Source organism: Rhodoligotrophos sp. CJ14 (genome assembly GCF_038811545.1).
Taxonomy (GTDB): domain Bacteria; phylum Pseudomonadota; class Alphaproteobacteria; order Rhizobiales; family Im1; genus Rhodoligotrophos; species Rhodoligotrophos ferricapiens.
Genome location: NZ_CP133319.1, coordinates 1,912,719 through 1,934,132, shown reverse-complemented (window position 1 = coordinate 1,934,132; position 21,414 = coordinate 1,912,719). Strand labels below are relative to the sequence as shown.

The window sequence follows — 21,414 nt, the reverse complement described above, 5'->3', positions numbered from 1 at the left end:
CTTGTTTTGCGGTGCAACCGGCCAGTGCACTGGTTCCTAATGCTTTTGAAACGAAAACTACCTTTATTGTTGCATCCCGAAATGTTGCGACGCAATATCCCTTGGGTTTGCTCTGTGCTGCCTGCTATGGTGTCAATTGCCCAAAACAGAAGCAGGTAGCGGGCAAGGGGTGGAAATCATGAGGAGTGCTGGATCATGAGCGCAGTCGCCTCTGTGGTCGCCAATGCCGCCAATATCAATGCACCGAAGAAAGACCTTTACGATATCGGCGAAATTCCTCCGCTGGGCCATGTGCCCTCGAAAATGCATGCCTGGGTGATCCGGCGCGACCGGCACGGGCCGCCCGAAGAGGCCATGCAGTTGGAGGTGGTGCCCACTTGGGAGATCGACAGCGACGAGGTGCTGGTGCTGGTGATGGCCGCCGGCGTCAATTACAACGGGATCTGGGCCGGGCTCGGCAAACCCATTTCCACTTTCGACGTTCATAAGCAGCCCTATCACATCGCCGGGTCGGACGCGTCCGGCATCGTCTGGGCGGTCGGCTCCAAGGTGAAGCGCTGGAAGGTCGGCGACGAGGTCATCATCCATTGCAATCAAGATGATGGCGATGACGAGGAGTGCAATGGCGGCGACCCGATGTTCTCGGCATCCCAGCGCATCTGGGGTTATGAGACGCCGGATGGCTCCTTCGCTCAATTCTGCCGGGTGCAGTCGCGCCAATTGATGCCGCGGCCGCAGCACCTCACCTGGGAAGAATCCGCCTGCTACACGCTTACGCTCGCCACGGCCTATCGCATGCTGTTCGGCCATCGCCCGCATATTCTCAGGCCCGGGCATAACGTGCTGGTGTGGGGTGCCTCCGGCGGGCTCGGCTCCATGGCGGTGCAGCTGTGCGCGACAGCAGGGGCATCCGCCATCGGGGTGATCTCGGAAGAGGATAAGCGCGACTATGTGATGTCGCTCGGCGCGCGCGGCGTGATCAACCGCAAGGACTTCAATTGCTGGGGGCAGATGCCGCAGGTCGGCACGGAGGATTATGCCAACTGGCTGAAGAATGTGCGCGAGTTCGGCAAGGCGATCTGGAACATTACCGGCAAGGGCGTGAATGTTGATTTCGTCTTCGAGCATCCGGGGGAGGCAACCTTCCCGGTCTCCTGCTTCGTGGTGAAGCGCGGCGGCATGGTGGTGTTCTGTGCCGGGACCACCGGGTTCAACATCACCTTCGATGCGCGCTATGTCTGGATGCATCAGAAGCGTATCCAGGGGTCGCATTTCGCGCATCTCAAGCAGGCAGCCCAAGCGAACCAGCTGGTCATCAACCGGCGGATCGATCCCTGCATGTCGGAAGTGTTCTCCTGGCTCGACATCCCCAAGGCGCATACCCGCATGTGGAAGAACGAGCATCGGCCCGGCAACATGGCGGTGCTGGTCTCGGCGCCTCGTACGGGCCTGCGCACCTTTGACGACGTGCTCGAGGCTTCGACCCGCTAAAACACGGGCTTCGAGCCTCCCAATCAGCCTGCCTCCAGACCAAAGCGGAACCGAGCCGTCCCGCTTTGGTTAGCCCTGCCGTAGAGCGGGCGATACGCCAATTCAGGAGGCGAGGATGGCGATAGCAAAATGGCTGGGCGGCTTGTTCTTCGGACTTCTGATCGTTACGGGGCCCGCCCGGGCGGAAATGGACGACCGCACGTTCATGACCAGGGCCATGGAGATCAATCTCGCGGAAATCGCCATCGGCAAGCTGGGTCTGGACAAGGCCAAGGAGGAGGCCGTGCGCGCCTATGCCGAGAAGATGGTCGCTGAGCACACCCGCGCGAATGAGAAAGCCATAGCGCTGGCGCAACAGCTGGACGTTGCCGCACCCATTGCACCGAGCGACAAAGATCAAGCGGAGTATGCCAAGCTGCAGCGGATCGATGAAGGCTTCGACAAGGCCTTCATGGATGTGATGATCAAGGGCCACCAGGAGGCCATCAACCTCTTCGACGCTCAGGCCAATGGCAAAGGCCCGGCCGCGGAATTCGCGAAGGCGATGTTGCCCAAGCTCCAGGAGCACCTGCAGCAGGCCCAGAGCTGGCAAGGCAGCTAGCTCGTTTCGGTTTTACTGGAAACGAAAAAGGGTCTAAGTCTTTGCCTCGTCGCATTTTCTTCACGCGAACGGGTGCCCACTTCGCTCAAAACGCTCCGCGATCCGGGAAAGGACCATTCGCTATGGCGTGGAACCGATGGTCGCCCCAGGCTTTTACTCCGGGAAATGTCGATGAATGAGCTGCACGCCCCCTATCACTATGAAACCGCAGTGTTCGGTTCTGATTCCATCAGCGGATCCATAAGGCTCGTCTCGTTCATCGGGGCACTGGCCCTGGTCGGCGGCACAATCGTCTGGCTGGTTACCGGCTGAATTGTGCTGCTGGCCCTGCAGCGGAGTGTTGGCCGATGTCGCGATTTCGCCGCTCCATCTGGGCGGCCTATCTCCTGGGCTTTGGTCTCGGTGGTTTCTTCGACGGCATCCTGCTGCACCAGATCCTGCAGTGGCACCATTTGCTGAGCCTCGTCGAGGGTGCGGGCGATCTTCGCGCGCAGGTCGTCTATGACGGGCTGTTTCATGCGCTAATGTACGTGATCGCATTTGCCGGGCTCGTGCTGCTGCTGAAAGGGCAAGGTGAACTGAGTGACATGCCCGGCAGTGCTGTTCTTGTGGGCAGTGCGCTCATCGGCTTCGGTCTTTGGCATGTGATCGATGCCGTTCTCTCCCACTGGGTTCTCGGCATCCACCGAATCAAGCTCGACAGTCCCAATCCGCTTCTTTGGGATCTCATCTGGGTCATCGTGTTCGGGCTCGTGCCGATGGTGCTCGGCTGGGTTTTGCGCAACAGGGCTCATGAAGACGGGCGTGGCGCCGGGATTGCCGCGAGCTGTCTTGTGGCTGTAGCGGCGGCGGCGGGCTGGTGGGCGGCTCTCGGGCCGCAGGATGCCCGCAGTGCTGTCGTCGTCTTCCCAAGCAGCATGAGCGAAACCGCCGCGCTCACCGCGATTGCGGAGGCGCAAGGCCGAGTTCTTTGGACCACCAAGGGTATTTGGGCGGTGCGATGGGACGATGCGGAGCCGCGCCCATACTCGTTGTACGGGAGGGGCGCTGTTCTCGTCAGCAATTCGTTTCTCGGGGTGGGCTGCCTTGCCTGGAGCAAGCTGTAGGCGGTCAGCCGTGTCCCTCTAGCTCGGAGTTTGTCCATGCAGGTGGTGATCATCGGCGCTGGATTTGGCGGGCTTGCTTGTGCCCATGGCCTTGGCGGCACTTCTGCCGAGGTGACATTGATCGACAAACAGAACCACCATCTGTTCCAGCCGCTCCTCTATCAGGTCGCCACCGCTGCTCTCTCGCCCGCCGATATTGCCCAACCGGTGCGGTGGCTGGTGCGCCGCCACAACAATATCAGAGTGCTGATGGACGAGGTGGTGGGCCTCGATCTCGATGAGAAACAGGTGCGGCTATCATCGGGAGGCATAGAGCCTTACGACATTCTCGTGATCGCGACAGGCTCGGGCTATAGCTATTTCGGCCATGACGAATGGGCACAGTTTGCGCCCGGCCTCAAGACGATCGAAGATGCGCGCGCATTGAGGGGACGATTGCTGCGGGCCTTCGAACTGGCAGAGCTTACGGATGATCCTGACCGCTGCAACGCGCTGATGACATCGGTCATCGTGGGCGGCGGGCCTACGGGGGTCGAGATGGCCGGCGCCATCGCCGAGCTGTGCCGGTGGACATTGGCGGGCGAATTCAGGCGGATCGACCCGACCAAAGCGCGCGTTCTGCTCATCGAAGCGGGTTCGCGCATTCTCGCCGGCTTTCCCGAAGAACTCTCCGCCTATGCGATGCAGGAGCTCGCACGGCTTGGTGTGACAGTGCTTCTCGATGAGCGGGTCACCGATGTTCGTGCAGAGGGAGTCTTCGTGGGAGACCAATTCATCGCCGCCGGCACATTGGTATGGGCAGCGGGGGTGCAAGCCTCACCGGCAGCGGCGTGGCTCAAGCTCGACACCGGCCGCAGTGGACATGTTCCGGTCAATGCGGATCTGTCCGTGCGCGGGCTCGACAATGTCTATGTGCTCGGTGATACCGCGCAGTTCATGCAGGATGGCAAACCACTGCCGGGACTTGCACAAGTGGCAAAGCAGCAAGGGGAGTATCTGGGCAAAGCGCTCCGACGGCATATCGAATCCGGCGCACCGATGCCAGCCTTCCGCTTCCATAATCGCGGCAATACGGCCGTGATCGGCCGGCATGCCGCCGTTTTCGACTTTGGCAAGCGGCGGATGAAGGGGCGGCTCGCCTGGCTGCTCTGGGCGATCATCCACATCTATCTGCTCATAGGGTTCCAGAATCGGATGCTGGTGGCGATCCAGTGGCTCTGGCGCTATTTCACGGGCGCGCGTGGTGCGCGGCTGATCAGTGGTCCGCTTCACGAGGAGATGATGCGGACAGAGCGCGGTAAAGAGGTCAGCCGGCGATCGCCGAAGGCTGCGAGCGGCTAACGGATAGGGCTGGCCGAAAGACCCCAGCGGATGACCTCCGCTGGGGCAGTCGTTTGAGCAGTCGTCTAAGTGGTATGAGTCAGCACCGGCGTCATAAAGAAGATGACGGCCAGCACGATCAACGCGATCAGGCCACTGCCGAGGCCGAGCCAGAAGGCGCGTTGCGCTGATGAAATAGGCTGATCCTCACCATGAATTTCCGACATCCATTTCCTCCCAATAGCGTTCCCATTCAGCGGGGTTATCAGCGCGGAAGATGCCGTCCAGTTCACGCTCGGTCAGAGATTGCGCTCAACGGCACCCTCGAGCTGACCGATCATACCACTCATTCCGGATTTTGAGGTCTGATCCGTCTGAGCACCACTATCAGGCCGGGCCGGTGCGAGGGATGGCTTGTCACCCAGAGGCTCGGAGGCGCGGGCAGAGAACTGGCCCTTGCCATCAATGGATTCGCCATTGCTCCAGCGGCCTTCCGGAATCGAGCCATCCACCATATGGCCGAGATAGACATAGGAGAAATCCGACTGCTCCTTGCTCTGGTCAAAGCTGTTGGGGACGGGCAGCTGAGCGGCCGAGCCGCCGAGCTCTTCGATCACCGCCAGCCATTGCTGCTGGTGCATGGTGTCACGTGCGATCAGAAAGGACAGCATGTCCTTCATGCCAGGGTCGTCGGTCATGTTGTAAAGGCGAACGGCGAGGGTGCGGCCGGTCGCTTCCGCGGTGACATTGGCGTACATGTCGCCAGCGATATTGCCGGAGGCATAGACGTGGGAGCAGTCGAAGGGCACACCATTCGCGTCAGAAGGCAGTGCCGCAAGCCCGGTCGAGAGCAACTGGCGGAAGTCGATGCCATTCAGCACGCTGCCGGCCACCGGGTTTTTCGATACATCCTCCTGCAGCGATAGAGGCGCGCCCTCGAGGTTGAGCGCGACCGCGGTCGCCAGCATCTCGATATGGCCCAGCTCCTCGGTTGCCGTGTTCAGCAACATGTCGCGGTATTTCGTGGGACCGCGCGAGCCAAAGGCTTGAAACATATATTGCATGGCCACCCGGATCTCGCCCTCGACCCCGCCGATGGCCTGTTGCAGCGCGCGGGCGAATACCGGGTTGGGCGTTTCGACCCGTACGGGATATTGCAGCTTTCCGTCAGTGTAGAACATGGTTGGTTCCCTTCGCGATGAAGCATAACCCCGCCAACATCACGTGATGGGAATTGTTCCGGATTTGCGGGCATGGAGACGCGGTCAGGCGCAAGGGAATATGGGACCTGAGCGGCGGTGGCCGGCAGATCAGGATCGGGAATATGTGAGGCTCGCCTGCTAGAGATAGAGCTTGCGAACGATATCGTTGCCGAGCAGCTCTCGAGAGGTGCCGGCGGCGGCGATGCGGCCTTTCACCAAGAGATAGCCGCGATGGGCGATCGACAGGGCGGTTTCCGCATTCTGCTCGATCAGAAGAATGGTGGTGCCCTGCCGGTTCACCTCGGCGACGATCTCGAAATATTCGTCGATCAGCTTGGGCGAGAGGCCGAGGGAGGGTTCATCCATGATGACGAGCTTGGGTGCCCCAACGAGTGCGCGTGCGAGGGCGACCATGGCCTGCTCGCCACCGGACAGCGTGCCGGCTTGCTGGTTGATGCGTTCGCGAATGCGCGGGAACAGCGCGGCCATTGCGTCAAGGCGCTGGGCGAAATTCTCACGGCTGCCGGATGCGTCAAAGCCGAGCTTGATGTTCTCGTGGACAGTGAGCTCCGGAAAGAGGCGCCGCCCCTCGGGCACAAAGCCGATGCCGCGGCCAGCCAGCGCTTCAGTCCGCATGCTCGCGATATCGGCGCCAAGCACCTCGATCTTACCCTCGGCCAGCGGCAAGAGGCCCGAAACCGCCCGGAAGGTGGTGGTCTTGCCGGCACCGTTCGGTCCCAGCAGGCATACGAGCTCACCCGGCGCCACTTTGAGGGACACATCGCGCAGCATGGCGACGACGCCGTAATTGGTGCTGACGCCGCTTAGCTCAAGCATTGCTCGCCTTCCGTCCGAGATAGGCTTCCTGCACCCGGGGCATCAGGCGGATCTCGGCAAATTGGCCATCGGCGATCTTCTGGCCGTAGTCGATGACCATCACCCGATGAGGCAGCTCGGCGACGAGCCGCATGTCGTGCTCGATGATCAGGATGGCGAGCTCCGGCCGTCGCGCCGCAATGGCCCTGATATCCGCCATCAGGGCGTCGGTGTCGCGGTCGTCCATGCCGGAGGAAGGCTCATCCAGCAATAGCACCTTCGGAGCGGATGCGAGGGCGCGCGCGATTTCGAGCCTCCGGCGGTCCGCCTGGGCGAGCTCGGCGGCAGGCCGCTCGCGCTGGGCATAAAGGCCAGCGGAGACCGCGCGCAGCAGGTCGCAGGCCTGCTCGGCCGCGCCATCAAGCTCACGCCTGGAATATCCCGGCCGCAAGAGGGCATCGAAGACGCCGCAACGGGTGCGCGTATGCATGCCGATGATGACATTGTCGAGCACGCTGAGGTCGCTGAACAGTCTGCTCGACTGGAAGGTGCGGGCAATGCCCATGGCGGCGATACGGTGCGTGGGCACGCCGCTCAGCGCACGGCCCTCAAGTGTCACCGCGCCGCTGGTCGGCTGGTAAATGCCGGTGATCAGATTGAACAGGGTGGATTTGCCTGCGCCATTGGGGCCGATGATGCCGAGGATCTCACCGCGCGCGACCTCGAAATCCACATTGTTGAGGGCAACGAGGCCGCCGAAGCGAACCGTGAGGCCCTGGCCGGACAGGACGATATCGGCGCTCATCCTTCACCCCCATAGCGCCGCAGACGCTGCGGGAACAGGCCCTGCGGCCGGATGATGAGGAAGATGATGACGACAATGCCGAAGAAGAGGATGCGATAATCGGAGAAGACGCGCAGCTTTTCGGGCAAGAGTGTCAGCAGGAAGGCGCCCACGATCACGCCAAGGATATTGTCCATGCCGCCAACGATCACCATGGTCATGATGGTGACGGAGACAAGGAAGGTGAAGTTGTCGGGCGAGATGAAGCTGACATAGAAGGCGTAGATCGTGCCCGCGAAGGCTGCGAGGAACGCATCGACCGCAAAGGCCAGCACCTTGTACCAGGTGACATTGATGCCCTGGCAACGGGCGGCAAGCTCGTCGTTGCGCAGCGCGTTCCAGGCCAGGCCCACGCGGCTCTCATGCAGGCGGCGGGCGGAGATGATCGCGATGACCACCAGCAGGGCGGAGAGATAATAGAAGTTCACCTGCGAGGGCAGCGAGAACCCGAAGATCTCGATGGGTGAGGCAAAGGAATGACCAAAGAGGCTCGGCGCGGGAATGCCAACGAGGCCGTTCGGGCCGCCGGTCCATTCGAAATTGTTGAGCAATTGGTGGATGACCACACCAAAGGCGATGGTGACGAGCGCGAGATAGCTCTCTCGCGTCCGCATGGAGGGGATACCCAGGAGAAAGCCGAAAATGGTCGCGACCACGGCAGCGAAGGGCAAAGCCAGCCAGAAGCTCACATCGAAGTGGATCGCCACGAGAGCCGAGGCATAGGCGCCGATGCCATAGGAGGCGCCGGTTGCGAAATTCGGGATATTGGCGCTGCCGAGCTGAAAGTTGAGGGCGAGGGCCAGCACGGCATAGAGCAGCGCGATGATCAGCAGATGAAGCGCATAGCTGTTGTCGGCCATGGTGAAGGGCGCGCCGATCACGATCACCGCACCCAGCAGGAGGGCGAAGGTGCGGCAGCGCGCAAAGCTCTCGATGATCCGCTCCTCGATCTGAGGCTTGAGCTGCAGCAGGACAAAAGCTGCGCCCATGGCCGCGAGAATGCCGACGATGATCGGCCAGTCCTCCGCCACCAGGAACTGGCGCAGGAAGGCGGCCGCGCCAAGCTCCAGGCCGGCCACGGTCAAGAAGTCGGGCAGCGCTGGCCGGCGAATGGTGGATGTGGCTGTATTGGAGGCCATGGACATCAGACCTTCTCGACCACCACGCGACCGAGCAACCCGGAGGGTTTAAACACCAGCACCAAGATCACCAGCAGAAATGCGAAGACGAGGCGGTAGGATGTGCCATCGGGCACGGTTGCCTGCACGATGGTGTCCAACCCGGCGATGAGCAGGCTGCCGATAATGGCGCCAACCATGCTACCCAAGCCGCCGACGACCGCGGCGGAAAAGCCGATGAGCCCTGCCTGGATACCGAAATCAAAGCGCACGACGCCGGCATAGCTTGCAAAGAAGAGCCCGCCGATCGCACCGATCGCCGAGGCAATGAAGAAGGTCACCCAGAAAATGCGGCTTGGGTCGATGGCCATCAGCCGCGCGGCTTCCAAGTCCTGGGAGACGGCGCGAATGCGCACGCCGAGCGCGGTCTTGCGCAGGATGATGAAGAGCAGAGCGACCGCGGCGACAGAAGCAAGGATCACCACGATCGTGAAGGAAGGCACATCGCCAAGACCGGGAATGGAGATGCGGCTGGTAGCGAGCTGCGGAAAGGCGTGGGGATTGGAGCCGTTCGGGAAGATATGGCGAACGGCCTCGCGCAGCACGGTGCCCAGCGCCACGGTTGCGACCAGCGCCATCATGGGTGGAGCATAGCGGAAGCGTCGTATCACCAGCCAATCCAACAGCACGCCGAGCAGACCGGTGAGCAGAATGGCGGCAATGCAGGCAGCGATGAGGCTTGCAGGATCAATCGTCCCCGCTGCCTGACTGATCAGCGCCTGCACCATGGCGAGCGCAAAAAATGGCGCGATCAGCGCCACATCCCCGTGAGAGAAGTGAATGACCTTCAAGACACCGAAAAGCAGACTGAAGCCCACCGCTATCAGCGCATAAATGCAGCCGAGCGTCAGCCAGTTCAGCAACTGCTGTACAAGGATACTGCTCATCACCCCAAATTCCTGGCCGGCTGGTTTCATTAATTGGGAATACTGCAGCCGCCGTCCCGATCAGCAAAGTAGCGAGATTTCGCGTGAGTTCTGAGAAGGAATTTCCGCAGCGCTAAATCGGAAAATTCGAATTTGACGGCCTCTAGCCTCAATGCATCCTCTTCGAACCATGGCAATAAACAATGGGCCAGCTGCGGTCTCGCGATCCGGCTGGCCAAAAGTCCGTGGCGACAGTGACATGAATGGGGTGTGGAGATGAAACAGCATATTTCGCGGGCGGCTCGGGCCTCGCGGCGCTCGGCGCTGGCGATTGCGGCCGCGGCTGCGGTGTTTGCCGCCATGCCGGGGGCAGGGACGGCGTTTGCGCAGGACACGATCAAGCTCGGCTTTATCGGACCGCTGAGCGGGGGGAATGCGCCCCAAGGCCTGGGCGCGCGCAATGGGTTCCTCCTCGCGATCGAGCAGGCGAATGCCTCGGGATATCCCTATAAGGTCGAGGGTGTCGTGCTGGACGATGCCTCGGATCCACAGACGGGCGTCAGCGCTGCGCTGAAGCTCGTCAACGACAAGGATGTCGTCGCTGCAACCGGCCATTGGAACAGCCCGGTGGCGCTCGCCACGATCCCGGTGTTCAACCGGTCGCAGATGCCATTCATCATCTGGGGCGCGATCAGTCCCAAGATCACCGAGATGAACCTGCCGGTGGTCACGCGGGTCACGCCGACGCTGGTGAACGAGAACAAGCCGCTGGCGGAGTGGGCGGCGAAGACGCTGGGCGCCAAGAAAATCGCCATCGTTTCCGACACGAGCGACTATGGCAAGGCGAACACCCAGTGGTTCGGCCAGTTCTTCAAGGACAATGACGGCGAGGTCGTCGCGAGCGAAGCATTCCCGGTCGGCACCACGGATTTTCGCGCCGTACTCACCCGCGTCAGGTCGCTCTCTCCGGATGCGGTCTATTTTGGCGGTGTCATCACGGAAGCCGGCATTCTGCGCAAGCAGATGGTCGAGCTTGGGCTGAACGTGCCGATGATCGGCATTTCCGGCTTCTATGACCCCGAGTTCATCAAGATCGCAGGCTCCGCGGCGGACGGGACGATGGTGAGCTATCCCAAGTCGCAGAGCAACGCCAAGTACGAGAAGATGAACGCGGATTACGAGGCGCGGAAATTCGCCGAGCCGACGAGCCCCTATACGAAATATGCCTATGAGGCGACGAACATCCTGCTCGAGGTGATCCGCACCAATGGCATCGAGGACAAGGCGGCGCTCGCCAAAGCAATCCGCAACATCAGCTATGACGGCGTGCTCGGCGTCACCACCTTCGATGAGCAGGGGCAGACGAAGGTCCCGGTCGAGATCGAAATCAAGGAAGTGAAGAACGGCGCCTGGACCGATCATAAGTGATCGATAGGGCGCGGAACGCTATGGCTGAGGCGGCGCGTTCGCTGCCTCAGTATAGGAAAAGACGAAGCCTTGAATTCGTAGGAAGTATTTTATTGAAACGGCGTTCTGGGGCCTAATGGTGTTCATAGAATCTTCCTCTCCGCGATCTGATCGCGGCATTCTTCTGGAGGGTGAAGGTCATGATAAGGCCATCGACCATAGAAGGGGCCCCACGCCATCTCGAGGGAATGCGCAACTTGCCGGCCGCAGATCGCGAAGCGTTCGTGAATGCCATGAGCGGTGCGGTGACGAGCGTCAATATCGTCACCACCAACGGTCCGGCCGGACGTTACGGGGTTACGGTGAGCGCGGTGGCATCGGTCTCGGCGGATCCACCGATGATCCTGTCCTGCGTCAACCGGCGCAGTCCGGCGGCGGCAGCGATCCTCGCGAATGGGGTGTTCTGCGTCAATCTCCTGGCCGATCACCAGGCGCATATCTCGGATGTGTTCGCCGGGCGCTCGGAGATCCACGAGCCTTTCAGCTTCGCCTGCGCCGAATGGCAGGCGGGCGCTACCGGCTCGGCCATTCTGCCGGATGCGGTCGCAAGCTTCGATTGCGTGCTGGAGGCGGCGCATGACGCCGGAACCCACAAGATCTTCATCGGCCGCGTGCTGGGCACGGCGGCCGGAGGGGGAAGGCCGCTTGCTCATTGCCGCAGGGTCTATTGCAGCCCGTCCGCCCTCGATAAGGGCGATTGAGTTCACCGCTGGACGTGTTTCCAGGAAAGGCAAGGAATGATCAGGACCGGAAACCAATATCGCGATTCACTCCGCGACGGTCGGCGCATATGGATCAATGGCGAGCGGGTCACGGACGTTACCACGCATCCCATGTTCAAGCCGCTCGTGGATATCAGAGCGCGCATCTATGACATGGCGCATGAGGAGCGCACGCGGGACATCATGACCTATGAGGAGGATGGCGAGCGGTTCGCCATCGGCCTCAAGCTTCCCTACACGCAGCAGGACTGGCACGACAAGCGGCGGGCGACGGACACGGTGCTCGATGACATCAAGGGTATTGTGACGCGTGTTGGCGATGAGACCGTCGGCGAGATGTGGTCGCTGTTCGACGGCAAGGACGTGCTCAACGAGGTCGATCCGCGCTTTGCGGAGAATATCGAGCGCCATATCAATCTCGTCATCAAGAACGATCCGTTCCACGTCTCAGCCAATACCGACCCCAAGGGCGATCGCTCCAAGCGTCCGCAGGAGCAGGACCCGGACATGCTGCTGCATGTGGTCAAGGAGACCGACGCGGGTATCGTGGTGCGCGGGGCCAAGTACGAGACGGCTGCTGCTTACGCCAATCAGGCATTCACCAAGCCGACCATTGCGAATTGGGGCGACGACAAGCTTTCCGAATATGCGGTCGGCTTCATCTGCGATTTCTCCTCACCCAATCTGCGCTTCATCGCCCGAACCGGCTTTGCCGGCCGCGCGCCGGCGGAGGATTATCCGCTCGCCAACAAGTTCGACGAGGTCGATACGCTGGTCATCTATGATGACGTGCTGATCCCCTGGGAGAATGTGCTGTTCTATCAGCATACGCGCGCCGCGGCCTTCATTCGCGCAACCCTGCACAGATATTCCGCCTTCGCCTTCGTGCAGCGGAACCTCAAGCTCGCCGATCTCATGATCGGTGCTGCGCTGTGGAACGTGAAGCAGACCGGGCTCGAGAAGCAGCAGGCCGTGCAGGAAAAGCTAGCGCAGCTCGCCTGCTATCGCGAGGGCATAAATGCGCATCTCACCGCCGCGATCGCCACGGCCGAGCGCAGCCCAGCGGGGCTGCTGATGCCGAACCAGTCACTGCTCATGACCGGGCGGGTGTTCGCCTGCACGCAGCTGCATCACATGATGCATATTGCCCGCGAGCTCTGCGGCGGTCAGATCTGCGTTACCCCGGATTCAGCAAGCTTCCGCGACCCGGAAGCCGGCAAATGGCTCAATAAGTATTATACGCTCAACGAGGAATGGCACGCGGAAGACAGGCGCAAGCTGCTCGCCTTCGCCCGCGATCTGCTCAATTCCGACTATGCGGGGCACAGGCTTACGTTCCAGCTGTTCGCGCAGTCGCCTCCGTTCGCCCATCTCGCGGCGGTCTACCGGAACTTCGACTGGAAGGAGCCGCTGCGGTTCACGAAGGATGCTGCCGGCTTGTCGGACCGCGTCTATGGAGCGCCCAAGGCCGCGGCAGAATAAGATCACATAACGATCCGCGCCGGTTTGCTGTCGGCGCGGTTGTTCCGTCCTCATGCATGAGATTTCCCGCAATGATCCACAAGCGCCTCCGGCCGTTCAATACCAAGGACACCTATCCCGAGCAGAAGCTGAACAATGACCTGTCGCAGGGAGTGGTTGCCCGCGGCACCATGGTGTTCCTGCGCGGGCAAGTCTCGCAGGATCTGGAAACCCGCGAGAGCCTGCATGTGGGCGACCCGGCAGCGCAGACGGCCAAGGCCATGGAAAATATCAAGACGCTGCTGGAAGAGGCGGGCAGCGAGCTTGGTCATATCTGCCGCATCGTGGTCTATCTCACCGATATTCGCTATCGCGAGGCGGTCTATCAGGAGATGGGCAAATGGCTGAAGGGCGTGTTCCCCTGCTCGACGGGACTGGTGGTGCCAGCACTGGCCCGGCCGGAATGGGTGGTCGAGATCGAGGTGACGGCCGTCATCCCGGATTGAGCGCGGCAGTCTTCCGGTCAATGAACGATATCAAGGGGGTGAGCTCATGACCTTCTCCGTCTCGGCGCGCTGCGCCAAAACCGGCATGTTCGGGATTGCCGTCTCGTCCTCGAGCCCTTGCGTGGCGGCGCGCTGCGCACATGCGCGGGCCGGGGTCGGCGTGGTCGCCACACAGAACATCACCGATCCGACGCTGGGGTCACGGGGGCTCGATCTCATGGCGTCTGGTCTTTCGGCGGCTGAAGCGCTGGAGCGCCTGCGCGGTGAGGCCAAGCATATCGACTACCGCCAGCTCGCGCTTGTGGACCGGAATGGGAGTACGGCCGCATTCTCCGGTGCGAAGACCCTTGGCCGGCATCGTACGGTCACTGCGCCGGATGTGGTGGCGGCGGGCAACCTCCTTTCCAACGAGGCTGTGCCGGAGCGTATGGTGGCAAAGTTTCAGTCCATGCCCGACGCCCCCCTGGGTGACCGGCTGATCGCGGTGATGCAAGCCGCGCTCGAGGCTGGGGGTGAGGAAGGGCCGGTCCATTCCGTGGGCATGCTGCTGGTGCGCAATGTGGCCTGGCCGATCGCCGATCTGCGCGTCGATTGGCATGAAACCGACCCGATCGGCGAGCTTGCCCGGCTGTGGGAAGTGTGGAAGCCACAGATGGAAGATTATGTCACGCGGGCGCTCGATCCATCAACGGCTCCCTCCTACGGCGTGCCCGGCGACCTCTGACACGCAAAGCCGCTTGACCCAAGCGAGTATGGGACGGATCATCCAGCCGTCCCAGACGCTGTCTGCTGCCTTGGGCATGGCGGTTGCCCGCCACGAGCTCCTCGGCTTCTGTTCCGCCTGGGCGTTGGGGTGATTACGTCGGAAAGCTGTCATTTCGTCATGCGGTTCACGCTCAGGCAGCTCGCCTATTTCGTAGCGGCCGGGGAAACCGGTAGCGTGACCCTTGCCTCTGAGCGGGTGAATATCTCGCAGCCCTCGATCTCGGCGGCGATCTCCCAGCTGGAAGCAGAGTTCGGGCTGCAGCTCTTCGTGCGCCATCATGCGCAAGGCTTATCGCTCACGCCGGCCGGCGAGCGATTTCTCCAGGCCGCCAAGGCTCTGCTGCAGCAGGCGGAGGAGCTTCACGCCATTGCTGACCAGGTGGCAACCACGGTCACGGGGCCGCTTCATATCGGGACGTTCCAGACCTATGCGCCGCTGATCATTCCGGAACTGTGCAAGGGATTCCTCGCGCAATATCCGGATGTGAAGCTGCGGGTGATGGAGGGGGATGAAGCGGCGCTGCTGAGCAAGCTGAGACGGGCGGAGATCAACCTCGCCATCACCTATTCCCTGAACGTCACGGATGATATTGCCTTCGAACCGCTGGCCGAGCTGCCATCCTATGTGCTCCTGGCGGCGGATCATCCGCTGGCGAAGCACAAGTCGCTGCCATTGTCGCGGCTGGCGGACGAGCCGTTCATCCTGCTCGATCTGCCGTTGAGCCGGGAGTATTTTCTGTCGCTGTTCGCGAGAGCGGGAATCACGCCGAATATCGTCGCGCGCTCGGAATTTCCAGATACGGTCCGCAGCTATGTGGGGAGCGGCTTCGGGTTTTCGCTACTCACCGCGCGGCCGATGAACAAGGCGGCGGTGAACGGCAAGCCGCTGGCCTATGTGCGACTCGAGGGCGATCACAAGCCGATGGTGCTGGGCATTGCCACATTGAAAGGCCTGCGCCCTACCCGCGCCACGGAGGCTTTCGAGGAGCATTGCCGCAAGCTGACCGCCGATGGCAATCTGCCCGGCATGGCGCCGTGGGATTAGGCCAGTCAGGGTCCTGAATGTTCAGGTCGAGTCAGGGCGCCACGCCAGTTAAGGGATGTGCGCCCAACCATCATACCGCGAGCTGATCGATCAGCCGGCTCAGCATGGTGTTGCATGCCGCGAGCTGATCGGTTGCCACAAATTCATCGGGCTTATGAGCCTGGCGGATATCGCCTGGGCCGCAGACCACGGTCGGAATGCCAAGCCGCTGGCGGAACAGGCCGCCCTCGGTGCCGAAGGCAATCTTGCCGAGACTGTTCACGCCCGTTAGGCGGGTGACGGTCTCGACGGCCCGGTCATCTGGCGCGGTGTTCAGCGAGGGATATTCATTGGTGATGTCCACGCTGACCGAGGCTTGCGGGAAGCGCGCGCGTGCGGTGGCCGCGAGGCGGTCGGCATTCTCTCTGATCCTGTCGAGCAGGGGTTCGGGATTGTCGCTCGGCAGACTGCGGATCTCGAAATCGAGCACACAGTCGCGCGGCACGATGTTGAGCGCCGTGCCGCCGTGGATGGTGCCGACATGGACCGTGGTGAAGGGGATCTCGAAATCATCATCGTGCCGGCCGTTCGCCCTGATCTCGTCCTGCAGATTGCGGAGATGGCTGACCATGTCGGTGGCGAGATGGATGGCGTTGAGTCCGTCGGGCGCGTGGCTCGAATGACACTCGTGTCCGGTGCAGCTGATCCGCCCGGCAAGCTTGCCCTTATGCGCGATCACGGTGCGCATTGAGGTGGGTTCGCCGACGATGCAGAGCGCCGGGGTGGTGGCGCTCGCCGCCATATGGTCGATCAGCCGCCGTACGCCGATGCAGCCGACCTCCTCGTCATAGCTGAAGGCCAAGTGCAGGGGGCGGTTGAGCCTGCGCGTCGCGTTTTCCTCGACCAGCGCGAGCACACAGGCAATGAAGCCCTTCATGTCGGCGGTCCCGCGGCCATAGAGAAGGTCGCCGCGCTTTGCCATGCGGAAGGGGTCGGTCGACCAGGCCTGTCCCTCGGTCGGCACCACATCGGTGTGACCGGAGACCATGACGCCGGGAATCTCGGCGGGCCCGAGCACCGCGTAGAGATTGGCCTTGGTGCCCGCTTCGTCGTGGATGATTGCCGCCTCGATGCCCAGCCGCGCGAGGAAGTCTTTGACGAAGGCAATGAGGTCGAGATTTGAATCGCGGCTCACTGTGGGGAAGGCGATGAGCTGGTCGAGAATGTCTATGGTGCGCTGGAGGGTCATGGGCAAGGTTAGACCGTTCGAGAAGGGCAGGGGAGGAATTCTGCCAGGATCAGACCAGAGATCGCGGCATCATGTATGATCTGTTGAGCCGATGAAAGCTCCAGCCGGTCGGCAACGCTATCCTCGGAGAGAAAGAGGATCGCTGGGCTGTGCTGCAGGGTGTCGCCGCTCGGCCGTATCGCAACGCCATAGCTGCCAGGCGGCGGCCGCAACACGTGCTTTGGCCAGGCGATCTCAACCGGGTTGCTCGCTGTCGTAATGCGCAGCGCTACATGCCAGGGATAGCCAAGCAATGCTGAGGCAGCCGCCATGTCGCCCGCCTGGATATGCTGGCGGATGATGCTGGAGCCGCAAATGCGATCGTTCACTCGCAACTCGTCGAGCTCGGATACGGTGAAGCCATAGCGCAATCCCAACTCACGCAGCAGGCGCGTATCGCCAGACCGGCGCGCGCCGAAGCGGAAGTTTCGCCCGGTCACCACCCGCGAAACGCCAAGGCCGTTCACCAGCACGGCGGCCACGAACTCCTCGGGGTCCTGGCAGGCGAAATCGGCATCGAAGGTCGGGCTGAAGACGAAATCAAAACCGGAGCGGCGGAAGGTCTGGTGCTTGGTGATCGGACAGGTCAGCCGGAATGGCGCGGCATCGGGGGCGAAGAATTGCCGGGGATGGGGCTCGGCGGACATGGCACCGAGCGGACGCCCCTCGGCGCGGGCCTTGGCCTGGGCAAAGGCCAGCAAATGCTGATGGCCGCGATGAAAGCCATCAAAATTGCCAAGCAGCATGATGCTGCCGCGCAGATCCGGCGAGATCTCCGATGGATGACTAAGGATCACAGGGCGTCCCAGGCTCGGACATGCAGCATCCGGCAGCCGATCCGGCGGGCCCGTAATATCCCCGTCGGGCCGTAGAGAATCGCGGTTTGTGGCGTGATAGGACACGTTCTAAGCCTCCACGGCCAGCATGACCGACTGGACAACCGCAGGAAAATCGATTTTCTCTAAGGGAAAGACCAGCTTTTCTGAAGCGGGGGAGCGATCGCCAGAGATCAAATGGCCTTATGCCTGTGCCGTTTGCGGGCGTGACTCATTTCGTTGATTGCTCGCCAAAATCGGTATTGAGTAGTGCAGACCGAAACCCTTGAGGTGTATGCCTGATCGGAGCCTTGCCTTTGCCTGCAGCACTTCGGCAAACAGAGACGGACGTCCAGCACGGCACAAACCAGGGTATCGACCCTCTGGTGCGCTTCGTGAATGTGGACAAGACCTATGACGGGGTCACGCTTGTCATCCGCAACCTTAACCTCGGCGTGGAGCGTGGCGAGTTTCTGACCCTTTTGGGGCCATCGGGGTCGGGCAAGACAACGGCCTTGATGATGCTCGCCGGGTTCGAGGTGCCGACACGGGGGACAATCTCAATCGCCGGTCAGGACATCACCCGCGTGCCGCCTTACAAGCGCGGGATCGGGGTGGTGTTTCAGAACTATGCCCTGTTCCCGCATATGACGGTTGAGGAAAATCTCGCTTTTCCCTTGAGCGTGCGCGGCTTGAGCCGGGCTGAGCGCACCGAGAGAGTGGCGAAGGCCCTCGATATGGTGCGGCTGGCCGATCTCGGCCGGCGCATGCCGCAGCAGCTGTCCGGAGGCCAGCAACAGCGGATCGCGCTCGCCCGTGCGCTGATCTTCGAGCCCAAGCTCGTGTTGATGGACGAGCCGCTCGGTGCGCTCGACAAGCAGCTGCGCGAGCATATGCAGTATGAGATCAAGAGCCTGCATGAGCGGCTCAAGGTGACGGTGGTCTATGTCACACATGATCAGAGCGAGGCGCTGACCATGTCTGACCGGGTGGCCGTGTTCAACGAGGGCCGGATACAGCAGGTCGCGAGCCCGCGAGAGATCTATGAGAAGCCGGCGTCCGCCTTCGTTGCGCAGTTCATCGGCGAGAATAACAAGATCAACGGCACGCTGGAGAGCGTGCAGGATGGGCATGCGGTGGCGCTGACGGAGAACGGGCTCAGGATCAAATGCGATCCGGGACCGGGGGTGAAGCCAGGAGATCGGGTGCTGATCTCGATCCGTCCGGAGGCCTTGGCTTTGCTGGAGGGGGATGAGAGGCGGGATAATCACCTGCAGGCGGTGATCACGGCGATCATCTATCACGGCGACCATGTCAGGCTGCAGCTGGATGCCGGAAATGGACAGGACCTTGTCGTGAAGGCTCCGGTGAAACGGGCGGAAGGGACCATAATGGGGATGAAGGTCACGTTGGGCTGGGATGCCGCCGATGCGAGGGCCCTGTCCGTTTCTTAGGGCGGGATGGCTGATGTTCGAGTTCGCCGCCTGCTCTCATCTCTGATTCATGCATGGACCGGCGTCCAGTTTCCGGGATCATGCTCAAGAACGATCATCAACGGGGAACAGTTGGGAGGTTGTCAATGAAACGAAAGATTGGACGAACCGGCGTCGCACTCGGCGTGCTCATGGCTGTGGGCCTGGCGGTATCGGCTGCCAAGGCACAGGAAAGGCCGCTCACCGTCGTGTCTTGGGGCGGTGCCTATCAGGACGCGCAGAAGAAGATCTATTTCGAGCCCTTCGCCAAGGAGAGCGGCATCAAGCTCATCGACGAGAGCTGGGACGGCGGCATCGGCGTGCTCCGCTCGAAGGTCGAAGGGGGAACCGATTCCGGCTGGGATCTGGTGCAGGTCGAAAGCGAAGAGCTTACCATCGGATGCGACGAGGGCATGTTCGAGCCGCTGGACTGGGACCAGATCGGTGGCAAGGACGCCTATATCGAATCGGCGGTCAGCGAGTGCGGTGTGGGCACGATCGTCTATGACAATGTGCTTGCCTATGACAAAAGCAAGCTGAAGGAAGAGCCTAAGGGCTGGGCCGATTTCTTCGACACGAAGAAATTCCCGGGCAAGCGGGCACTGCGGCAGGGTCCGAAAGTCAATCTAGAGCTTGCCCTGATCGCCGACGGGGTTCCGCTCGCCGATGTCTATAAGGTGCTTTCCACGCCAGAGGGCGTCGATCGCGCGTTCAAGAAGCTCGATGAGATCAAGAAGGACATCATCTGGTGGAAGGCGGGCGCGCAGCCGCCGCAGCTTTTGGCCTCGGGCGAGGTGGTGATGACCTCCGCGTATAACGGCCGTATCGATGCAGCCAATCGCGAGGATGGCCGCAATTTCGGCATCCAGTGGAATGGCGCATTGTTCACGCTCGACAGCTGGGTGATCCTCAAGACCTCGCCGAACAAGGAAGAGGCGCTGAAGTTCCTGGCCTATGTGGGCAAGCCCGAGAACCAGGCCAAGCTGCCCAACTATATCGCCTATGGTGTGACGGCGAAGGGGGCGGACAAGCTGATCGATCCAAAACGGCTGCCCGACTTGCCAACGGCGCCCGAGAACTTTGCCAATGTGCTCCATATCTCGGACGAGTTCTGGATCGAGAATATCGACCGGTTGAACGAGCGCTTCAACACCTGGGCATCCAGCTGATCGGTTTGCCGGCGCGTCCATGCGCGCCGGCGCCTTCCAGAGAGTCCGTTCGTTCTTGAGATTAGCAACGCATGGTTGATGAGGCGATAAAGCTCCGGCGCGACCTCAGGCGGGCCGGGCAGCGCAGGCGGCTGGCCGCGCTCGCTCTCGTGCTGCCCCTGTTTCTCTTTCTGATGTTCTCTTTCATCGTGCCGATCGCCGACATGCTGAGACGGGCGGTCGTGGATACCGATCTCACCGATACGTGGCCTCACGCGTCGGCGGTGCTGCGAAGCTGGGATCGGACCTCCCCGCCGGATGAAGCGATGTTCGCCGCATTGGGACGGGACATCAGGCAGTCGGCAGAAGAGCGAACCATCGCCGGGGCCGCGCGCCGTCTCAATTATGCGCTGGCCGACGGCCGCAGCCTGGTGATGAGCACCGGCCGGGCGTTGCGCGGCGAAGAGGGGGAGCCGGCATCGTGGCGCGATGCGCTGATCGCTGCCGATCCTGCTTGGGGCAACCAGAAGACCTGGATCGCGCTGGCGGATGCGGCCGGGCCGCTCACCGATTTCTACCTTCTGACCGCGCTCGATCTCGAGCGGGACGCGTCCAATCATATTACGCGCCGGCCGCCGGACCAGTCGCTCTATCTTGCCGTATTGCAGCGGACGGCGGTCATGTCGGTCTCGGTCACGCTGCTGTGCCTGCTGCTCGGTTTTCCGCTGGCCTATTTCGTGGCGAATGCATCCGAGCGCACCGGCAATCTGCTCATGATCCTGGTGCTGCTGCCGCTCTGGACATCCTTGCTCGTGCGGTCCGCCGCCTGGATCGTGCTGTTACAGGATCAGGGGATCGTCAATGATGCCCTGCAGGCCTCGGGCCTCACCGATGGGCCGGTCCGGCTCATCTACAACCGGATCGGCGTGCTCATCGCCATGGTGCATGTGCAATTGCCGTTCATGGTGCTGCCGATCATTGCCACGATGAAGACCATTCCGCCCACCTATATGCAGGCGGCCCAGTCGCTCGGAGCGCATCCAGCGATGGCGTTCTTCAAGGTTTATCTGCCGCAGACCTTCCCCGGGGTTGCGGCCGGCACGCTGCTCGTGTTCATCATGGCGCTGGGCTATTACGTGACGCCCGCTCTGGTGGGCGGCGCGAATGACCAGATGCTCGCCTATTTCATCGCCTATTACACGACATCCAGCGCCAATTGGGGCTTGGCAGCCGCGTTGGGTGTGCTGTTGCTGGTGGCGACGGCAATCCTCTATTTCGTTTATGCGCGGCTCACCAATCTGGGCCAGATCAAGCTGGGATAG

The 21,414-nt window shown here is 61.7% G+C and carries 22 protein-coding genes; 14 read left to right on the top strand and 8 right to left on the bottom strand.

Annotation, left to right across the window (positions count from 1 at the left end; translation table 11 throughout):
- Window positions 1–195: 195 nt before the first annotated feature.
- The 5 genes from ccrA (at window position 196) to RCF49_RS08990 (ending at window position 4,539) form a co-directional block, all read left to right on the top strand.
- Entirely contained in the window at window positions 196–1,491 is a 1,296-nt protein-coding gene (gene ccrA / locus RCF49_RS09010; RefSeq protein ID WP_342643690.1) for a crotonyl-CoA carboxylase/reductase, read from the top strand.
- A 115-nt stretch (window positions 1,492–1,606) separates the two neighbouring features.
- Entirely contained in the window at window positions 1,607–2,092 is a 486-nt protein-coding gene (locus RCF49_RS09005; protein WP_342643689.1) for a DUF4142 domain-containing protein, read from the top strand.
- A 171-nt stretch (window positions 2,093–2,263) separates the two neighbouring features.
- Window positions 2,264–2,404, top strand: coding sequence for a hypothetical protein (locus RCF49_RS09000; protein WP_342643688.1), 141 nt, complete (start codon window positions 2,264–2,266; stop codon window positions 2,402–2,404).
- A 35-nt stretch (window positions 2,405–2,439) separates the two neighbouring features.
- Window positions 2,440–3,198, top strand: a complete 759-nt coding sequence (locus RCF49_RS08995; protein WP_342643687.1) for a DUF2243 domain-containing protein — start codon at window positions 2,440–2,442, stop codon at window positions 3,196–3,198.
- Window positions 3,199–3,234: 36 nt separating this feature from the next.
- A complete protein-coding gene (locus tag RCF49_RS08990) occupies window positions 3,235–4,539 on the top strand; it encodes an NAD(P)/FAD-dependent oxidoreductase (protein ID WP_342643686.1) in 1,305 nt (434 codons plus the stop codon).
- A 65-nt stretch (window positions 4,540–4,604) separates the two neighbouring features.
- Here the strand turns inward: RCF49_RS08990 and RCF49_RS08985 are convergent, their stop codons facing one another.
- From RCF49_RS08985 to RCF49_RS08960, 6 genes are all read right to left on the bottom strand, one after another.
- A complete protein-coding gene (locus RCF49_RS08985) occupies window positions 4,605–4,745 on the bottom strand; it encodes a hypothetical protein (RefSeq protein WP_342643685.1) in 141 nt (46 codons plus the stop codon).
- 72 nt (window positions 4,746–4,817) lie between these two features.
- The gene (locus RCF49_RS08980) at window positions 4,818–5,699 is read right to left on the bottom strand and encodes a manganese catalase family protein (RefSeq protein WP_342643684.1); all 882 of its coding nucleotides are present in this window, start codon (window positions 5,697–5,699) and stop codon (window positions 4,818–4,820) included.
- Window positions 5,700–5,858: 159 nt separating this feature from the next.
- Complete coding sequence (locus tag RCF49_RS08975; RefSeq protein ID WP_342643683.1) at window positions 5,859–6,557, bottom strand: ABC transporter ATP-binding protein; 699 nt, start codon at window positions 6,555–6,557, stop codon at window positions 5,859–5,861.
- Entirely contained in the window at window positions 6,550–7,341 is a 792-nt protein-coding gene (locus tag RCF49_RS08970) for an ABC transporter ATP-binding protein (protein WP_342643682.1), read from the bottom strand. Before RCF49_RS08970 ends, RCF49_RS08975 begins: the two co-directional genes overlap by 8 nt.
- Window positions 7,338–8,525 carry a branched-chain amino acid ABC transporter permease gene (locus tag RCF49_RS08965; RefSeq protein WP_342643681.1) on the bottom strand — a complete coding sequence of 396 codons (1,188 nt, stop codon included), beginning with the start codon at window positions 8,523–8,525 and terminating at the stop codon, window positions 7,338–7,340. The genes RCF49_RS08970 and RCF49_RS08965 overlap by 4 nt, the downstream gene beginning before the upstream one ends.
- The gene (locus tag RCF49_RS08960; protein ID WP_342643680.1) at window positions 8,525–9,445 is read right to left on the bottom strand and encodes a branched-chain amino acid ABC transporter permease; all 921 of its coding nucleotides are present in this window, start codon (window positions 9,443–9,445) and stop codon (window positions 8,525–8,527) included. Before RCF49_RS08960 ends, RCF49_RS08965 begins: the two co-directional genes overlap by 1 nt.
- A 255-nt stretch (window positions 9,446–9,700) precedes the next feature.
- Here RCF49_RS08960 and RCF49_RS08955 point away from each other — a divergent pair, with 255 nt between their 5' ends.
- The 6 genes from RCF49_RS08955 to RCF49_RS08930 all read left to right on the top strand — a co-directional run bounded on the left by RCF49_RS08955 (window position 9,701) and on the right by RCF49_RS08930 (window position 15,390).
- Window positions 9,701–10,852, top strand: coding sequence for a branched-chain amino acid ABC transporter substrate-binding protein (locus RCF49_RS08955; RefSeq protein ID WP_342643679.1), 1,152 nt, complete (start codon window positions 9,701–9,703; stop codon window positions 10,850–10,852).
- A 179-nt stretch (window positions 10,853–11,031) separates the two neighbouring features.
- Window positions 11,032–11,592, top strand: coding sequence for a flavin reductase family protein (locus RCF49_RS08950; RefSeq protein ID WP_342643678.1), 561 nt, complete (start codon window positions 11,032–11,034; stop codon window positions 11,590–11,592).
- 36 nt (window positions 11,593–11,628) lie between these two features.
- Entirely contained in the window at window positions 11,629–13,095 is a 1,467-nt protein-coding gene (locus tag RCF49_RS08945) for a 4-hydroxyphenylacetate 3-hydroxylase family protein (protein WP_342643677.1), read from the top strand.
- A gap of 71 nt (window positions 13,096–13,166) precedes the next feature.
- Window positions 13,167–13,580, top strand: coding sequence for a RidA family protein (locus tag RCF49_RS08940; protein ID WP_342643676.1), 414 nt, complete (start codon window positions 13,167–13,169; stop codon window positions 13,578–13,580).
- A gap of 46 nt (window positions 13,581–13,626) precedes the next feature.
- On the top strand, window positions 13,627–14,304 hold the full coding sequence (locus RCF49_RS08935) for a DUF1028 domain-containing protein (RefSeq protein WP_342643675.1): 678 nt from the start codon (window positions 13,627–13,629) through the stop codon (window positions 14,302–14,304).
- 159 nt (window positions 14,305–14,463) lie between these two features.
- Window positions 14,464–15,390 (top strand): LysR family transcriptional regulator, encoded by a 927-nt coding sequence (locus RCF49_RS08930; RefSeq protein WP_342643674.1) that lies wholly within the window; start codon window positions 14,464–14,466, stop codon window positions 15,388–15,390.
- Window positions 15,391–15,460: 70 nt separating this feature from the next.
- Here RCF49_RS08930 and argE read toward each other — a convergent pair whose 3' ends face one another.
- Together argE and RCF49_RS08920 are read right to left on the bottom strand one after the other, a co-directional pair.
- Window positions 15,461–16,618 carry an acetylornithine deacetylase gene (gene argE, locus RCF49_RS08925; RefSeq protein WP_342643673.1) on the bottom strand — a complete coding sequence of 386 codons (1,158 nt, stop codon included), beginning with the start codon at window positions 16,616–16,618 and terminating at the stop codon, window positions 15,461–15,463.
- Window positions 16,619–16,626: 8 nt separating this feature from the next.
- Window positions 16,627–17,454, bottom strand: coding sequence for a hypothetical protein (locus RCF49_RS08920; protein WP_342643672.1), 828 nt, complete (start codon window positions 17,452–17,454; stop codon window positions 16,627–16,629).
- A 335-nt stretch (window positions 17,455–17,789) separates the two neighbouring features.
- Here RCF49_RS08920 and RCF49_RS08915 point away from each other — a divergent pair, with 335 nt between their 5' ends.
- The 3 genes from RCF49_RS08915 (at window position 17,790) to RCF49_RS08905 (ending at window position 21,414) form a co-directional block, all read left to right on the top strand.
- Window positions 17,790–18,926 carry an ABC transporter ATP-binding protein gene (locus RCF49_RS08915; protein ID WP_432807379.1) on the top strand — a complete coding sequence of 379 codons (1,137 nt, stop codon included), beginning with the start codon at window positions 17,790–17,792 and terminating at the stop codon, window positions 18,924–18,926.
- A 125-nt stretch (window positions 18,927–19,051) separates the two neighbouring features.
- Window positions 19,052–20,113, top strand: a complete 1,062-nt coding sequence (locus RCF49_RS08910) for an ABC transporter substrate-binding protein (protein ID WP_432807378.1) — start codon at window positions 19,052–19,054, stop codon at window positions 20,111–20,113.
- 71 nt (window positions 20,114–20,184) lie between these two features.
- On the top strand, window positions 20,185–21,414 hold the full coding sequence (locus RCF49_RS08905; protein ID WP_342643671.1) for an ABC transporter permease: 1,230 nt from the start codon (window positions 20,185–20,187) through the stop codon (window positions 21,412–21,414).

Coding starts and splice junctions, on each gene's coding strand:
- ccrA (WP_342643690.1), top strand. CDS start 196: ATGAGCGCAGTCGCCTCTGTGGTCGCCAATGCCGCCAATATCAATGCA.
- RCF49_RS09005 (WP_342643689.1), top strand. CDS start 1,607: ATGGCGATAGCAAAATGGCTGGGCGGCTTGTTCTTCGGACTTCTGATC.
- RCF49_RS09000 (WP_342643688.1), top strand. CDS start 2,264: ATGAATGAGCTGCACGCCCCCTATCACTATGAAACCGCAGTGTTCGGT.
- RCF49_RS08995 (WP_342643687.1), top strand. CDS start 2,440: ATGTCGCGATTTCGCCGCTCCATCTGGGCGGCCTATCTCCTGGGCTTT.
- RCF49_RS08990 (WP_342643686.1), top strand. CDS start 3,235: ATGCAGGTGGTGATCATCGGCGCTGGATTTGGCGGGCTTGCTTGTGCC.
- RCF49_RS08985 (WP_342643685.1), bottom strand. CDS start 4,745: ATGTCGGAAATTCATGGTGAGGATCAGCCTATTTCATCAGCGCAACGC.
- RCF49_RS08980 (WP_342643684.1), bottom strand. CDS start 5,699: ATGTTCTACACTGACGGAAAGCTGCAATATCCCGTACGGGTCGAAACG.
- RCF49_RS08975 (WP_342643683.1), bottom strand. CDS start 6,557: ATGCTTGAGCTAAGCGGCGTCAGCACCAATTACGGCGTCGTCGCCATG.
- RCF49_RS08970 (WP_342643682.1), bottom strand. CDS start 7,341: ATGAGCGCCGATATCGTCCTGTCCGGCCAGGGCCTCACGGTTCGCTTC.
- RCF49_RS08965 (WP_342643681.1), bottom strand. CDS start 8,525: ATGTCCATGGCCTCCAATACAGCCACATCCACCATTCGCCGGCCAGCG.
- RCF49_RS08960 (WP_342643680.1), bottom strand. CDS start 9,445: ATGAGCAGTATCCTTGTACAGCAGTTGCTGAACTGGCTGACGCTCGGC.
- RCF49_RS08955 (WP_342643679.1), top strand. CDS start 9,701: ATGAAACAGCATATTTCGCGGGCGGCTCGGGCCTCGCGGCGCTCGGCG.
- RCF49_RS08950 (WP_342643678.1), top strand. CDS start 11,032: ATGATAAGGCCATCGACCATAGAAGGGGCCCCACGCCATCTCGAGGGA.
- RCF49_RS08945 (WP_342643677.1), top strand. CDS start 11,629: ATGATCAGGACCGGAAACCAATATCGCGATTCACTCCGCGACGGTCGG.
- RCF49_RS08940 (WP_342643676.1), top strand. CDS start 13,167: ATGATCCACAAGCGCCTCCGGCCGTTCAATACCAAGGACACCTATCCC.
- RCF49_RS08935 (WP_342643675.1), top strand. CDS start 13,627: ATGACCTTCTCCGTCTCGGCGCGCTGCGCCAAAACCGGCATGTTCGGG.
- RCF49_RS08930 (WP_342643674.1), top strand. CDS start 14,464: ATGCGGTTCACGCTCAGGCAGCTCGCCTATTTCGTAGCGGCCGGGGAA.
- argE (WP_342643673.1), bottom strand. CDS start 16,618: ATGACCCTCCAGCGCACCATAGACATTCTCGACCAGCTCATCGCCTTC.
- RCF49_RS08910 (WP_432807378.1), top strand. CDS start 19,052: ATGAAACGAAAGATTGGACGAACCGGCGTCGCACTCGGCGTGCTCATG.
- RCF49_RS08905 (WP_342643671.1), top strand. CDS start 20,185: ATGGTTGATGAGGCGATAAAGCTCCGGCGCGACCTCAGGCGGGCCGGG.